Annotated in this window: 12 protein-coding genes; 3 read left to right on the top strand and 9 right to left on the bottom strand. The window is 64.8% G+C overall.

The features are described from left to right. The first annotated feature begins 10 nt into the window (after positions 1-10). Both kstR2 and fadA6 read left to right on the top strand, forming a co-directional pair. Entirely contained in the window at positions 11-628 is a 618-nt protein-coding gene (gene kstR2, locus JOF57_RS28860; protein WP_209922794.1) for a TetR family transcriptional regulator KstR2, read from the top strand. Positions 629-630: 2 nt separating this feature from the next. Then, a complete protein-coding gene (gene fadA6, locus JOF57_RS28865) occupies positions 631-1,788 on the top strand; it encodes a steroid 3-ketoacyl-CoA thiolase FadA6 (protein WP_209922796.1) in 1,158 nt (385 codons plus the stop codon). A 143-nt stretch (positions 1,789-1,931) separates the two neighbouring features. Here the strand turns inward: fadA6 and JOF57_RS28870 are convergent, their stop codons facing one another. The 9 genes from JOF57_RS28870 to echA20 all read right to left on the bottom strand — a co-directional run bounded on the left by JOF57_RS28870 (position 1,932) and on the right by echA20 (position 14,115). Next, a complete protein-coding gene (locus JOF57_RS28870; protein ID WP_209922798.1) occupies positions 1,932-3,326 on the bottom strand; it encodes a nitrate/nitrite transporter in 1,395 nt (464 codons plus the stop codon). A 110-nt stretch (positions 3,327-3,436) separates the two neighbouring features. After that, entirely contained in the window at positions 3,437-4,180 is a 744-nt protein-coding gene (gene narI / locus JOF57_RS28875; protein ID WP_209922800.1) for a respiratory nitrate reductase subunit gamma, read from the bottom strand. Further along, positions 4,177-4,872, bottom strand: a complete 696-nt coding sequence (narJ, locus tag JOF57_RS28880; protein ID WP_209922801.1) for a nitrate reductase molybdenum cofactor assembly chaperone — start codon at positions 4,870-4,872, stop codon at positions 4,177-4,179. The genes narI and narJ overlap by 4 nt, the downstream gene beginning before the upstream one ends. Then, entirely contained in the window at positions 4,869-6,491 is a 1,623-nt protein-coding gene (narH, locus tag JOF57_RS28885) for a nitrate reductase subunit beta (protein WP_209922803.1), read from the bottom strand. The genes narJ and narH overlap by 4 nt, the downstream gene beginning before the upstream one ends. A gap of 33 nt (positions 6,492-6,524) precedes the next feature. Next, positions 6,525-10,199, bottom strand: a complete 3,675-nt coding sequence (locus JOF57_RS28890) for a nitrate reductase subunit alpha (RefSeq protein ID WP_307870118.1) — start codon at positions 10,197-10,199, stop codon at positions 6,525-6,527. 392 nt (positions 10,200-10,591) lie between these two features. After that, positions 10,592-11,662, bottom strand: coding sequence for an NAD(P)H-dependent flavin oxidoreductase (locus tag JOF57_RS28895; protein WP_209922804.1), 1,071 nt, complete (start codon positions 11,660-11,662; stop codon positions 10,592-10,594). Continuing rightward, positions 11,662-12,441, bottom strand: a complete 780-nt coding sequence (ipdB, locus tag JOF57_RS28900) for a cholesterol ring-cleaving hydrolase subunit IpdB (protein WP_209922806.1) — start codon at positions 12,439-12,441, stop codon at positions 11,662-11,664. The genes JOF57_RS28895 and ipdB overlap by 1 nt, the downstream gene beginning before the upstream one ends. Then, complete coding sequence (ipdA, locus tag JOF57_RS28905) at positions 12,438-13,325, bottom strand: cholesterol ring-cleaving hydrolase subunit IpdA (protein ID WP_209922808.1); 888 nt, start codon at positions 13,323-13,325, stop codon at positions 12,438-12,440. The genes ipdB and ipdA overlap by 4 nt, the downstream gene beginning before the upstream one ends. Before the next feature lie 34 nt (positions 13,326-13,359). Then, complete coding sequence (echA20, locus tag JOF57_RS28910) at positions 13,360-14,115, bottom strand: (7aS)-7a-methyl-1,5-dioxo-2,3,5,6,7,7a-hexahydro-1H-indene-carboxyl-CoA hydrolase (protein WP_209922810.1); 756 nt, start codon at positions 14,113-14,115, stop codon at positions 13,360-13,362. Between the two features lie 59 nt (positions 14,116-14,174). On the opposite strand from echA20, the gene JOF57_RS28915 reads away from it, so the two are divergent. Continuing rightward, positions 14,175-14,960 carry an SDR family oxidoreductase gene (locus tag JOF57_RS28915; protein ID WP_209922812.1) on the top strand — a complete coding sequence of 262 codons (786 nt, stop codon included), beginning with the start codon at positions 14,175-14,177 and terminating at the stop codon, positions 14,958-14,960. Positions 14,961-14,966 lie beyond the last annotated feature (6 nt).

Genomic DNA, 14,966 nt, shown 5'->3' on the forward strand with positions numbered 1-14,966 from the left:
TGCTGTGGCAATGGCGCCGGATACGCCCAGCCCACCGGCTAGCAGACGTGACGAGTTGCTGCACCTCGCCGCGACCATGTTCGCCGAGCGCGGGCTCAAGGCAACGACAGTCCGCGATATCGCCGACTCCGCAGGAATCCTGTCGGGCAGTCTGTACCACCACTTCAAGTCCAAAGAGCAGATGGTCGAAGAGGTGATGCGGGATTTTCTTGACTGGCTGTTCGCGCGGTACCAGGAGATCCTCGAGCAGGAGTCCAGCCCGTTGGGCCGGCTCACCGGCTTGTTCCTGGCGTCCTTCGAGGCCATCGAGCACCGGCATGCGCAGGTCGTGATCTACCAGGATGAGGCCAAGCGACTCGCCGGTGTCCCGCAGTTCGGCTTCGTCGACGAGCGCAACCGCGAACAGCGCAAGATGTGGGTGGACATCCTGCAGCAGGGCATCGCCGACGGCTCGTTCCGTCAGGACATCGACGTCGACCTGGTGTACCGGTTCATCCGTGACACCACCTGGGTTTCGGTCCGCTGGTACCAACCTGGCGGACCGCTTTCGGCCGAAGAGGTCGGCCGGCAGTACCTCGCCATCGTCCTCGGCGGAATCACCGCCGCCCGTCAGGTCAAAGGAGACTAGTAATGGCTTCAACATCGCAGGCATACATCGTCGATGCCATCCGTACGCCGGTCGGAAAGAAGAACGGCTCGCTGGCACAGGTGCACCCGATCGACCTCGGCGTGCACGCATTCCGCGCCATCTTCGATCGTGTCGACGTCGACCCGGGCGCCGTTGACGACGTCATCGTCGGTTGCGTCGACGCCATCGGCGGGCAGGCCGGCAACATCGGCCGGCTGACCTGGCTGGCCGCCGGATACCCCGAAGCCGTCCCCGGCGTCACCGTCGACCGGCAGTGCGGTTCCAGCCAGCAGGCCATCTCCTTCGGTGCCCAGGCCATCATGTCGGGCACGGCCGACCTCATCCTGGCCGGCGGCATGCAGAACATGAGCTGGATCCCGATCTCCTCGGCCATGGTCCTCGGCAAGGAGTTCGGATTCACCTCGCCCACAAACGAATCCAAGAGCTGGCTGCACCGCTACGGCGACCAGGAGATCTCGCAGTTCCGCGGCTCGGAAATGATCGCCGAGAAGTGGGACATCTCCCGCGAGGAGATGGAGGAGTTCGCCTACAACAGCCACCAGCGGGCGTTCGCCGCGATCCGGGCCGGGCATTTCGACAAGGAGATCATCCCCGTCGGCGACTTCGGGGTCGACGAGGGACCGCGCGAGTCGACCCTGGAGAAGCTGGCCTCGCTGAAGCCACTCGTCGAGGGCGGCCGGCTGACCGCCGCGCTCGCCAGCCAGATCTCCGATGGTGCGGCGGCGGTGCTGCTGGCTTCAGAAAGCGCAGTAGAGGCGCATAACCTCAAGCCCCGCGCCCGCATCCACCACATCAGCGCACGCGGTGATGATCCGGTGATGATGCTGACCGGCCCGATCCCGGCCACCCGGTACGCGCTGGAGAAGACCGGCCTGTCGATCGACGACATCGACACCGTCGAGATCAACGAGGCCTTCGCGCCGGTCGTGCTGGCCTGGCTCAAGGAGACCAAGGCCGATCCGGCGAAGGTCAACCCGAGCGGCGGCGCCATCGCGCTGGGCCACCCGCTGGGCGCCACCGGTGCCAAGCTGTTCACGACCATGCTCAACACCCTCGAGCGCACCGGCGGTCGCTACGGTCTGCAGACCATGTGTGAGGGCGGCGGCACCGCCAACGTCACCATCATCGAGCGCCTCTAGGTTCCACGCGCGGAGGTCGTCTCCGCCGAGCAGACGCGAACCCCCCCGAAATTCACGGATTTCGGGGGGTTTCGCGTCTGGTGGTGCAGAAGCGGTGCCACTGATGGCGACACCATGGTTGCTCTCCGGTCGCGCTGATCGGCCTAATTCAGGACGCTGTCGAGCATCGAGGGCGTCGACTGTCGTGCGGACGGGGTGCGGACGTACCGGAACCAGGTCAGCATCATGGCCAACGCGTAGAAGGCCAAGAAGATCCAGAACGCTGCCGTGGCCGACCCGCTGGAAAGGTAGGACTGACGCAGCGCCAGATTGATACCTACCCCACCGAGGGCGCCGACCGCACCGGCGAACCCGATCAGCGCACCCGACATCGCGCGCGACCACTGCTGCCTGTCGGCTTCGCTGCCGATGAGCGATCGGCTTCGGGCGTCGAAGATCGACGGGATCATCTTGTACACCGACCCGTTGCCCAGGCCCGAGAGCGCGAACAGTGCAACAAAACCCACGACAAAGCCGATCATGGTGGCAGTTCCGACCGGGCCACCGGCGTGGTCATGGTAGGTGGACACAGCGATAAGTAGTGCACCGGCAAGGATCATCCCGCCGAACACCACGGCGGTGACGCGTCCGCCGCCGACCCGGTCGGCCAACTTGCCGCCATAGACCCGGGAGATCGAACCGAGCAACGGGCCGATGAAGGCAATCTGCGCGGCGTGCAATGCGGCATCCGCGGGGCTCTGGCCGCCGGTGACGAAGTTGATCTGCAGCACCTGGCCGAAGGCGAACGAGAACCCGATGAAGGATCCGAAGGTGCCGATGTAGAGCAAAGCGATCACCCAGGTGTCGCGAATCGACAGAATGGAACGCATTGCGGTGGTGTCGATCTGGTGCTGCTCGAGATTGTCCATGAACAACGCAGCGCCGATCGCCGCCACGGCCAATAACACCAGATAGACGGCGCACACCCAGTACGGAGCCCGGTTGCCCGCGGTCGCGATGACCAGCAGGCCGACCAGCTGGAGCACCGGTACGCCGATGTTGCCGCCGCCGGCGTTGAGCCCCAGTGCCCAGCCCTTGAGCCGTTGTGGGTAGAAGGCGTTGATGTTGGTCATCGAGGAAGCGAAGTTACCGCCGCCGAACCCGCCGACGGCCGCGCACAGCAGATAGGGCCACAGCGGCAAGCCCGGATTTGCCAACAGCCACATGGTGCCCAACGTGGGAATCAACAGCGCGAGAGCCGAGAACACTGTCCAATTCCGGCCGCCGAATTTCGCCGTGGCCAGCGTGTAGGGGACGCGCAGGCATCCTCCTACCAGGGTGGCCGTGGCGCCCAACAGGAACTTGTCCCCAGCAGAGAATCCGTACACCTCTTCGGGCATGAACAGCACCATGACCGACCACATGGTCCACACCGAGAACCCGACATGCTCGGCGACCACCGACCAAAACAGATTTCGCCGGGCGATGTGTTTGTTCCTGGCCTCCCAGGCCACGATGTCTTCGGGATCCCAGTTGGTGATCGTGCGTGATCGGGGCATGGTGCAAACCTAGAAATGACATGTTGCCCGGAAGCTGCGTGCCGTGTCCGAGCCGTGAATATCTACTCACCCGGTGACGACTTCTGTTGTGAGATAGCTCTTTGCGTCGGTCAAATCCACCGGCTGCGTGGAGGTGGTGCCTGTGGCGTCACCCAAGCCTTGGCGTAGCGGTTCTTTCCGGCACGCTGCGGATCCCGGCTGCGGTAGATGACGAACGGGCGGACCAGATAACCGATCGGTGCACTGAACATGTGCACCAACCGCGTGTAGGGCCATAAGCCGAGCAGGGCAAGCACTATCAGCACATGTGCCTGGAACGTCCACGGGGTTTCCGCCATCAACTGCGGCGCCGGATGCAGTGTGAACAAGCTGCGGAACCACGGCGACACCGTTTCGCGGTAGTTGTAGGTCGAGAACACGTTGGTCAGGGTGTTCAGCATCCCGGTCGCCAACGCCCCGACCAGCAGCAGGTACATGAGCTTGTCGTTGAGCGTGGTCGCGGTGCGTACCTCCGGGACGGTGACCCGGCGGTAGAGCAGGATGGCCACCCCAGCGACGACGGCCACCCCGGCCACCGACCCCATACTCACCGACATCAGGTGGTAGACGTGTTCGGAGACACCCACCGCCGAAGTCCACGATTGTGGGATCAGCAGGCCGACGACGTGCCCGGCGAGCACGCCGAGGATGCCGAAATGGAACAGCGGGCTGCCGAGCCGCAGCAACTTGCTCTCGTATATCTGCGAAGACCGTGTCGTCCATCCGAACTGGTCGTTCTTGTAGCGCCAGATATGTCCGAGAGCGAATGAGGTGAATCCGATGTACGGCAGGGTCATCCAGAGCACGTTGCTCATCGTCTTCCTCCGGATCCACTCGGGTCCATCGTCATCGGGTCCATCGCATACGGGTCGAGGCCGACATCCTCATCGGGCGGGCCCTCGGCGGCGAGCTGCGCGATACGGCGGCGGTCGGCGCTGTTCACCGGCGGCAGGGTGGTGAGGACGGCAGCCATCAGGCCGGTGTAGTAGGACTCGTTGTCCTGCAGGGAGAGCCGCAAGAGTTCGAGCACCGGGACGTGTTCGGCCAGCAGGCGCTCACCTTGGACTTGATCGACCGTCGCGGCGAACTCGAGCACCATGGGCAGGTAGTCGGGCAGCTCGGAATTCTCCAGGTCACCGACTTCCAGACCCGCCTGGCGATAGGCGTGCTTGAACCGCAGCAGGGCCATGCCGCGTTTGCGGGTGTCGCCGTAGGCGTAGTAGGTCAGATGCAGGCTGCTGCGTCGTTGCATATCGAACGTCTCGACATAGTTCGACGCCCGCCGCATCGAATCTGTTGCGTTGAACTGATGCAGGAACTGCATCAGCGGCACCCGAGCCGACTCGGGCAGTTCCGCTGTGGCAGAGGCAAGCTGGTCGACAAGATCGGCCGTCTCGGCCGTCGGGTAGTCGAGCAACAGCGCGGTGATGCGCCACACCAGTCGCTGCTGGCGCTCTGACAGGGCGGAACCGGTACCTGTTCTGCGGCCAAGGGTGAGTAGCTTCATGTGGTCGGCAACAACCCGTCTGTGCTCCGGCCGTCCCAGTTGAGCAAGTTGACCCGGGTCGGATCACCCTGCGGAACAGCATCGTTGGTGTTCGTCAGATGGAACTTGTCCACCATCGTGTCGAACGCGGTCATGCCCGGCCCCCCGTCGCCGTCGAGGCTGCAGCCGGTGGCGATCGCGTCGAGTCGGTGCGCGTCAGAGCCGGCGCCGGTCGGGATGACATACCGGTCCTGATATTTCGCGATCGCCAGCAGCCGGTACATCGACTCGATCTCGTTACCGCTCAAACGCACCGAGTCCGGGATGGTCTCATCGAACTCCTCGCCGAGATTCGCTGCCCGCATGTAGGCGCGCATGGCCGCCAGCCGCTGCAGCGAGGCCCGCACCGGACCCACCTCACCGGCGGTGAACAACTCGGCCAGGTATTCGACCGGTATCCGCAGCGTGTCGATGGCGCCGAACAGGTTGTTCTTGTTCTCTCCGTCGTGGCCCGTCTCCTTCAGGATGTCCACCACCGGTGACAGCGGCGGCACGTACCAGACCATCGGCATCGTCCGGTACTCCGGATGCAGAGGCAAAGCCACCTGATAGTCGACGATCAACCGGTACACCGGTGAATTCTGTGCCGCCTCAATCCATTCGGGTGAGATGCCGGCCCGTTCGGCTTCGGCCACCACCCGCGGGTCGTGCGGGTTGAGGAAGACGCCGAGCTGTGACGGGTAGAGGTCCTTGTCATCGGTGACGGACGCGGCCTCCAGCACCGCATCCGCGTCGTACAGCATCACGCCGATGTAGCGGAGTCTGCCGACGCAGGTTTCCGAGCACACGGTGGGGATGCCGACCTCGACGCGGGGATAGCAGAACGTGCACTTCTCGGCCTTGCCGGTCTTGTGATTGAAGTAGATCTTCTTGTACGGACACCCGGTGACGCACTGCCGCCAGCCACGGCACTTGTCCTGGTCCACCAGCACGATGCCGTCTTCGGAGCGCTTGTAGATCGCGCCGGACGGGCACGCGGCGGCGCACGCTGGATTGAGGCAGTGCTCGCAGATCCGCGGCAGGTAGAACATGAACGTCTGCTCGAACTCGAGCTTGACCTTCGCCGAGTGCTCCGCAATTTCGGCGTCCTTGTTGACCTTGGCCAGCAACGGATCCCGGCCCACCTGCTCCGGCCCGCCACCCAGATCGTCGTCCCAGTTTGCACCCCAGGTCACCTTGGTGTCGCGCCCGGTGATCAGAGATTTGGGCCGCGCCACCGGCGTCGTATCCATCGCGGGCGCGGACAGCAGGTTCTCGTAGTCGTAGGTCCACGGGTCGTAGTAGTCCGACACCGTGGGCAGGTCGGGGTTGGCGAAGATGTTCAGCAGCCGCTTGAACCGGGACCCGGACTTGAGGGTGAGCTTGCCGCGCTTGTTCAGCGTCCAGCCACCCTTCCATTTCTCCTGGTCTTGGTACTGCCGCGGATAACCTTGTCCGGGGCGGGTTTCCACATTGTTGAACCACACGTACTCGACACCACTGCGGTTGGTCCACGCCTGCTTGCACGTGACACTGCAGGTGTGGCAGCCGATGCACTTGTCGAGGTTCATCACCATGGCCAACTGAGCCATCACCCTCATTGGTCCACTCCGCAAGATTCGTGTCCGGTCATTTCAGTACTCCACATCTTGTGAACGGCGACGAATCGTGGTGACCTCATCGCGTTGATTTCCGGTGGGCCCGTGGTAGTTCAAGGCGAAGGACTGCTGGGCATACCCACCGATCAGGTGGGTCGGTTTGATCATGATCCGGGTCAGCGCGTTGTGGATGCCGCCGCGTTTACCGTTCTTCTCGGTGCGCGGCACATCGACGGCTTTGTCCTGGGCGTGGTACATGAACACCAGACCTTCGGGCATCCGGTGGCTGACGATGGCCCGTGCATTGACCACGCCGTTGCGGTTGGTGCACTCGATCCAGTCGTTGTCCTTGACCCCGATCTTGGCCGCGTCCACGTCCGACATCCAGATGCACTGACCGCCCCGCGACAGCGTGAGCATGTGCAGGTTGTCTTGGTAGGCAGAGTGAATCGACCATTTGGAGTGTGGCGTCAGGTAGCGCACCGTGATTCCGCCCGAGGTATCTCCGACGGCCGGCTCATTGAACAGCGCGGTCATGTCCAGCGGCGGGCGGAACGTCGGCAGTTGCTCGCCGAGCTCACCCATCCAGTCGTGGTCCAGATAGAAATGCTGGCGGCCGGTCAGGGTGTGCCAAGGCTTGAGTCGTTCGGTGTTGATCGTGAACGGCGAGTAGCGCCGGCCGCCGGTCTCCGAGCCGGACCATTCCGGTGAAGTGTTGACCGGCACTGGCCGGGCCTGGGTGTCGGCGAACGTGATTCGCTTGCCCTCATTCTCCTTGGCCAGGTCGACCAGTTCGGTTCCGGTGCGACGCTCCAGTGCCTCGAAGCCCTCTACGGCCAGGCGCCCGTTCGTGGTGCCCGACAACGCGAGGATGGCCTCCGCGGCGTGGGTGTCTTTGGCCAGCGATGGGCGTCCGACGGCGACGCCGCTGACCACGGTGCCGTTGATCCCGCGCAGGTACTCCACCTCCTCATCGGGGTGGGTGGTCACGCCCTTGGTGGTGAGTCCGACGGTTTCCACCATCGGCCCGAGGGCGGCCATCTTCTCGGCGATCGCCGGGTAGTCGCGGTCCACCATGACGAGTCGGGGCATGGTCTTGCCGGGAATCGGCTCGCATTCACCGGCTTTCCAGTCCAGTACGCGACCGCCGGGCTGCGCGGTGGCATCGGCGCTGTCGTGCTGCAGCGGCATGGCCACGATGTCCTTGCGCTTGCCGAGGTGCTTTTCGGCCAGCCAGGAGAATCCGCGGGCGATGCGGTGGAAGGCGTCGAAATCGGTCTTGGTCTCCCACGGCGGCGATATCGCCGGCGAGAACGCGTGGACGAACGGGTGCATGTCGGTGCTGGACAGGTCGTGCTTCTCGTACCAGGTGGCCGCGGGCAGCACGATGTCGGAGAACAGGGTTGTGCTGGTGTTGCGGAAATCCAGGGACAGCAACAGATCCAGCTTGCCGACCGGGGCCTCGTCACGCCAGTGCACCTCCTGCGGGCGGATACCGTCCTCGTCGCGCGCGGCGACGGCAGAGTCGGTGCCGAGCAGGTGTTTGAGGAAGTACTCGTTGCCCTTGGCCGAGGAGCCGAGCAGATTCGACCGCCACACCGTAAGACAGCGCGGAAAGTTCTCCGGGGCGTCGGGATCTTCGCAGGCGAACTGCAGGTGACCCGACTTGAGCCCGTCCACAACGTATTCCGCGGCGTCCTTGCCCATCCGGTCGGCCTCGTCGGCGAGATCCAGCGGGTTTCGGTTGAAGGTTGGATAGGTCGGCATCCAGCCCAGCCGGCTGGCCAGCGCAATGCTGTCCGCCACGGTGCGACCCGCGAACCGGCCTTCGGCCAGCGGTGAGGCCATCACCTCTGAGGTGAACGGGTCGTACCGCCACTGGTCGGTGGCCAAGTACCAGAAGATGGTGCCCTGCATCTGCCGCGGCGGACGCTGCCAGTCCAGCCCGTATGCCAGGGTGGCCCAACCGGTTACCGGCCGGCACTTTTCCTGGCCGACGTAGTGCGCCCAGCCACCACCATTGACTCCCTGGCAGCCGGTGAGCATGACCAGGGACAGGAACGACCGGTAGATCTGATCGGAGTGGAACCAGTGGTTGGTTCCGGCGCCCATCAGAATCATCGAACGGCCCTTGGAACGTTCGGCGTTGTCGGCGAACTCCCGTGCGATGCGCTCGGCGGCCACCGCGGGTACGCCGGTGATCTCTTCCTGCCAGGCCGGGGTGTAGGGCTCGGAGGCGTCGTTGTATCCGGACGGCCACTGTCCGGGGAGCCCGGCACGGGCCACTCCGTACTGCGCCAGCATCAGGTCGAAGACTGTCGTCACCCGTTGTCCGGCAACGATTCTGGTCGGCACTCCGCGCTCCAGAATGCCCGGCTTGTCGCTGTCGAACCGGGGCAGCGCCACGGTCGCGGTGTCGTCGTGGTTACCGAGCAGGGTCAGCATCGGGTGGACACCCTCAAGGTCGAGGTTCCAGTGCCCCTCGCCGGATGCCGTGAACCGGTGCCCGAGCGAACCGTTCGGCACCACGGGCCGCCCGGTCTGATCGAGGAGCACCGTTTTAGAGGACGCAGCTTCGACATCCGCATATTCACCGCCGAGATCGGCTGCGGTGAGGAACTTCCCGGGGAGCATCCGTCCGTCGCGTTCGGTGAGCGTGACCAGGAACGGCAGGTCGGTGTACTTCTTGACGTAGTCGGTGAAGTAGGGCGTCTGCTGATCGACGAAGAACTCTTTGAGGATGACGTGCCCCATCGACATGGCGAGTGCCGCATCGGTACCGGGGCGAGCCGGCAGCCACTCGTCGGCGAACTTGGTGTTGTCGGCATAGTCCGGCGACACCACGACCACCTTCTGGCCGCGGTAGCGGGCCTCGGTCATGTAGTGCGCGTCGGGGGTTCGGGTGACGGGGACGTTGGAGCCCCACATGATCAGGTAGCCCGCGTCGAACCAGTCTGCCGATTCGGGCACATCGGTCTGGTCGCCGAACACCTGCGGGGAGGCCACCGGCAGGTCGGCGTACCAGTCGTAGAACGACAGCATCGACCCGCCGAGCAGCGAGATGAACCGGGCGCCGACGGCGTGGCTCACCATCGACATCGCCGGGATCGGCGAGAATCCGGCCACCCGGTCCGGTCCGTACTTCTTGACGGTGTGGACGTGGGCGGCGGCGGCGATCTCGGCGGCCTCCCACCATTCGGCGCGGACGAATCCGCCCTTCCCGCGGGCGGCCTTGTACCGCGTCGACTTCTCCGGATCCTCGACGATGTCGGCCCAGGCCAGCACGGGGTCCTTCAGGCGCTCCTTGGCCTCACGGTAGTACTCCAGCAGCACGCCACGGACGTACGGATAGCGCACGCGTGCAGGCGAATACGTGTACCAGGAAAACGACGCTCCGCGTGGGCATCCCCGCGGCTCGTACTCGGGCTTGTCGGCACCGACCGACGGATAGTCGGTCTGCTGGGACTCCCAGGTGATCACGCCGTCCTTGACGTAGATCTTCCACGAGCAGGATCCGGTGCAGTTGACGCCGTGGGTCGATCGCACCACTTTGTCGTGCGCCCAGCGGTCGCGGTAGAAATCGTCAGCCGAGCGGCCGCCGATCTTGTGCAGGGTCCGTTGATCGGCCGAGATTTCACCACGGTGGAAGTACTTGCCCAACCGCAGCAAAGCATCGGCAGGTGTTGTGCCGCCTGCGTGTGAATCGACCACGATCCGTCCCTCCAGCCTGTTGATCAACGAGCGTAGGGGGGTTGCGGAGGGCGTCAAAAGAACGCACTGAGGGCTCGGCGGCGCTGTGAAATCGCGTTAACGCACAAGTCATTTCGCGGGAACATGCCGGTGATGAGGCGGCCCGGCCATGCCGCTCACTCGATGCCCTCCACCTGCAGCGATCTGCTGACCGGAGGCCAAAATGGAGGTGTTGAAGACGGTGGCCGCGGGGCGCCTGCGGCGGGGGAATACCGCCCAGGATTTATCACCGCGGTAACACTGCGGGCCGGGCGCAAAGACGGTGGTGGCGGCGAACAACAATCCGCGAGCAGACACAGAATCGCCCCTTCCACGTCGGAAAGGGGCGATTCTGTGTCTGCTCGGCGAGGAAGCTACTGGATGTAGCCTGACGCCGACTGCAGGTGCGCGACGGCGTCGTCGACGATCTTCTCGACCAACTCGGCACACGACGGCAGATCGTTGATGATGCCCGCCACCTGGCCCGAGGCCAGCACGCCGGCGTCGGTATTGCCGTCCACCAGACCGGCTTTCAGCAGCATCGCGGTATTGGCCTTCATGACGATCTGCGACCAGGTGAGTTCTTTACCCTCGCGCATCGCGAGGCCGTCCTTGGCGATCGACAGCCAGGACATCCCCGAGTACTTCTTGAACTTCTGGGCGTTGCTGACCGCAGCGGCGAGGCTGCGCACCCCTGAGCCGCTTTCGAGCTTCTCGACCAGGCCGGTACGCAGCACCCGGTGCGGCATGCCGTCGACCCGGGTGGACACCACGGTGCCGTCGAGTGCGGCCTGCAGGTACCGCTCCTTGACGGTGTCGGGCACGGTGGAATCCGAGGTCAGCAGGAATCGGGTTCCCATGGCAACCCCGGCCGCACCGTAAGACAGTGCGGCGGCCAGGCCGCGGCCGTCGAAGAAACCGCCGGCCGCGATCACCGGCATGCCGGTGTCCTTGACTGCGTCGAGCACCGAGGGCAGCAGCAGAGTGGTGGCGACGGGACCGGTGTGGCCACCGCCCTCACCGCCCTGCACGATCACCGCGTCCGCACCCCAGCCGGCCACCTTCTTGGCGTGCTTGGCCGCACCCACCGACGGAATCACCACGACGCCGGCATCTTTCAGCTTGGTGATCAGCTCAGGCTTGGGAGCTAGAGCGAAGGAGGCGACTTTGACTCCTTCGCGGATCAGGAGGTCGACGCGCGCACCGGCATCGCCCGCATCGGCACGCATGTTGATGCCGAAGGGCTTGTCGGTGGCTGCCTTGACCTTGGTGACGGCGGTCTGCAGTTCCTCGAGCGTCATCGTTGCCGACGCCAGGATGCCGAGCCCGCCGGCATTGGAGGTTGCGGCGACCAGTCGTGCACCGGCCACCCAGCCCATCCCGGTCTGGACGACGGGATGCTCGATGCCGACCAGTTCGGTGAGCGGTGTCTTGAGCTTGCCCACTATTTCGCCTCGACTGCTTTCACTTCCTTGTCGCGCAACGACTTCGGATCGATGACCTCGCGCAGGAGCGTGAGCTCCTCGTCGGTCGGCAGACGGGTCTCGCCGGCAGCCTCCAAGCCGTGCACCTCAAAGGTCGTGTTGTCCGCGACCTGCTGAGCGTCGACGCCCGGGTGCAGCGACACGGCACGCATCTGGTGCTCGGGGCCGTTGAAGTCGAACACACCCAGGTTCGACACCACCTGGTAGACGTTGGCGAACCGGTAGGCCGGGTTCTCCGGATTGCCGTCGTTGTTGAAATTGATTTTGTCCCAGCCGATTCCGGAGACGATATCCACCGATTCGGTGAACACCCGCTTGGAGTGATTACCGACGAAGTAGCTGGTGGCGTGGTTGATGCTGTTGCCGGGCGCGCCGCGGACACCGAACATCTGGCGGGTCGGCTGCTGGATCGGGCCGAACGCCGACAGGTTCTGGTTGCCGTAGCGGTCGATCTGGTTGGCGCCCATCACCACATGGCGCTTGCCCCAGGCCAGGGTCTCGAAGACCCGGTTGAACGGCATCCAGCCCTCGACGGCGAAGGGGGCGCCGATCGCCGGGGTATCGGCCAGGATCCGGGCTTCACCGTCGGTCAGCAGGATGTCGGGGGAGAAGGTCAGCCGGGCCAGGCGGGCACCGATCTGGACGACGGTGGTCATCGGGCTGGCCATGATCTCGCCGGCGTCGCGGAACAGTTCGGCGCAGGCGATGGCACACACCTCGGCACGGGTCACGGCAATCACTTGCTGGCCTCCTGATCTTGCTTGAACTTCCGCACGGCTGCCTGGTAATCGGCCTCGCTACCGGACAGGTACGTCTTGACGAACTCGGCCCAGGTCTCCTCGGAGCCGGCGGCCTCGGCGTAGTGGCGCTGGAACTTCTCGTCGCGCCGGTAATCGGGCTCGTTGGTGGTGAAGTGCGCACCGCCCGGAGCCTCGACCACGGAATCGACCATCATCCGGTTGATCAGCAGGGCCTGTGTCGGAACGGCCTTGACCAGTTCCTCGGTGGACACCACGCGCTCCACCGAAAGGAAGCGACGCTGTGCCGACATCAGGAACAGATCGTCGAAGTAGGGATCGATACCGGTGTAGGCGGCATTGCCCTTGGCGTCACCGAGATTCATGTGCACGAAGGCCGCGTCGAGGTTCAGCGCAGGCATCGCGATGAGCTCCTCGTAGTGCTCGCCGGTCGGGTAGGGGGATTTCACGGTCTTGAGCTCGTCGCCCCAGAACGTGCGGACGTCGCTACCGAGTCCGGCGCGGATCGGCAGGAACGGCAGCCGCTGGGCGGCAGCCTGCAGGCCGCAGCGCAGCATGCCCTCATCCATCTCACGGGCCTCGATCGCGCCGGTGGTGCGGGACTTGGCGAACCAGGGGTCGTAGAACGGCGGCGAGTCCAGCGACACGAAGCCGTAGTAGGCGCGCTTGACCTTGTCTGCCGAGCACAGCAGGCCGAGGTCGGGACCGCCGTAGGTGACCACGGTCAGGTCTTTGACGTCGGTACGCAGCAGGGCGCGCACGAAGGCCATCGGCTTGCGCCGCGAGCCCCAGCCACCGATGCCGATCGTCATTCCGCTTTCGATCGAGGCGACTGCCTCGTCGAGAGTTGTCCGCTTGTCTGTCATTTCTCCCCTTCTCGCTTCGCTCGTGCCCGCCGAATCATTTGGATCGCTTCTCGGTTCCGGCGAACGCGTCACGGTGCTCGTCGGACACACCGGACAGGTTGAGTTCGAAGGTGAAACCCTGCTCCATGCGGTAGCGCGCGTTGACGGGCTGCACGTCGATGAAGTTCAGCGCCTCCTTCGCGGCGCGGATCACCCGGGTGTCCTTGCTGGCGATGTCGCGGGCGACGCGCAGCGCCGACTCGTCGAGATCCTCACGCGGAACCACCTCGTGCACCGAACCGAAGTGGTGCAGCGTCTCGGCGGGAACGGTTGCGGCGGTGAAGAACAGCCGACGCATCAGGTGCTGGGGGACCAGGCGGGACAGGTGAGTGGCGGCACCCAACGCTCCACGTTCTACTTCGGGGAGGCCGAACTTGGCGTCATCGGAGGCGACGATCACGTCGGCGTTGCCGACCAGGCCGATCCCGCCGCCCACGCAGAAGCCGTTGACGGCCGCGACGACGGGAACCTCGCACTCGTACACCGCCTTGAAGGCGTGGTAGCAGCCCCGGTTGGCGTCGATGAGCGCGCCGAATCCCTCGGTGTTTTGCATCTCCTTGATGTCGACGCCGGCGTTGAATCCGCGGCCCTCGGCACGCAGGATCACCACGTGGGTGCTGCGGTCGCGGCCGGCTGCGGTGATCGCATCGCCGAGTTCGAACCAGCCTGCCGACGGGATGGCGTTGACGGGCGGGTAGTTGACGGTGACCGAGACGATGCCCGGCTCGACTGTCTTGGTGGTGATCGTCATCAATCCACTTCCTGAAGGGGTCGCTACCTAAGCAAGCACTTGCTTGGTACGCTAGCACAGTGACCGATACGCCAGAAGCTGGTGCCATCAATTTGGGTTTGACCGGCAAGGTGGTCCTGGTGACCGGCGGGGTGCGCGGAGTCGGCGCGGGAATCAGCGCGGTTTTCGCCGGTCAGGGCGCCACCGTGGTGACCTGCGCACGCCGTCGGGTTGAGGGGCTGCCCTACGAATTCCACAGCTGCGACGTCCGCGATGACGAATCGGTGGCCGCCATGATCGCGGCCATCGTGGCCAAGCACGGTCGGCTGGACGTCGTGGTGAATAACGCCGGTGGATCGCCGTACGTCGCAGCCGCCGATGCGTCCGCCAAGTTCAGCACCAAGATCATCGAACTCAACCTGCTCGGGCCGCTCTCGGTCTCCCAGCACGCGAACGCCGTGATGCAGAAGCAGGAGACCGGCGGTTCGATCGTCAACATCTCCAGCGTCAGCGCACACCGGCCGACCCCGGGCACCGCCGCCTATGGTGCGGCCAAGGCCGGCATCGACAACCTGACCACCACGTTGGCCGTCGAATGGGCACCCAAGGTGCGGGTGAACTCCGTGGTCGTCGGCATGGTCGAGACTGAACAGTCCGAACTGTTCTACGGCGACGCCGAGTCGGTGGCCGCGGTGGCTGCTACTGTCCCGCTCGGCCGGCTGGCCAAGCCTGCCGATATCGGTTGGGCTGCAGCATTTTTGACGTCGCCGGCCGCCTCTTACATCAGTGGTGCAGCTTTGCAGGTCCATGGCGGTGGCGAACCGCCGAACTACCTCGACGCCTCAAGCGCGAACAAAGGCGCGTAGCGCCAC

It is taken from the genome of Mycolicibacterium lutetiense (genome assembly GCF_017876775.1).
Classification (GTDB): domain Bacteria; phylum Actinomycetota; class Actinomycetes; order Mycobacteriales; family Mycobacteriaceae; genus Mycobacterium; species Mycobacterium lutetiense.

What these genes read in the sequence shown, in the direction of transcription:
- JOF57_RS28870 (WP_209922798.1), bottom strand. Translation starts at nt 3,326, where the DNA reads ATGCCCCGATCACGCACGATCACCAACTGGGATCCCGAAGACATCGTG.
- fadA6 (WP_209922796.1), top strand. Translation starts at nt 631, where the DNA reads ATGGCTTCAACATCGCAGGCATACATCGTCGATGCCATCCGTACGCCG.
- narJ (WP_209922801.1), bottom strand. Translation starts at nt 4,872, where the DNA reads ATGAAGCTACTCACCCTTGGCCGCAGAACAGGTACCGGTTCCGCCCTG.
- narI (WP_209922800.1), bottom strand. Translation starts at nt 4,180, where the DNA reads ATGAGCAACGTGCTCTGGATGACCCTGCCGTACATCGGATTCACCTCA.
- narH (WP_209922803.1), bottom strand. Translation starts at nt 6,491, where the DNA reads ATGAGGGTGATGGCTCAGTTGGCCATGGTGATGAACCTCGACAAGTGC.
- kstR2 (WP_209922794.1), top strand. Translation starts at nt 11, where the DNA reads ATGGCGCCGGATACGCCCAGCCCACCGGCTAGCAGACGTGACGAGTTG.
- echA20 (WP_209922810.1), bottom strand. Translation starts at nt 14,115, where the DNA reads ATGACGATCACCACCAAGACAGTCGAGCCGGGCATCGTCTCGGTCACC.
- ipdA (WP_209922808.1), bottom strand. Translation starts at nt 13,325, where the DNA reads ATGACAGACAAGCGGACAACTCTCGACGAGGCAGTCGCCTCGATCGAA.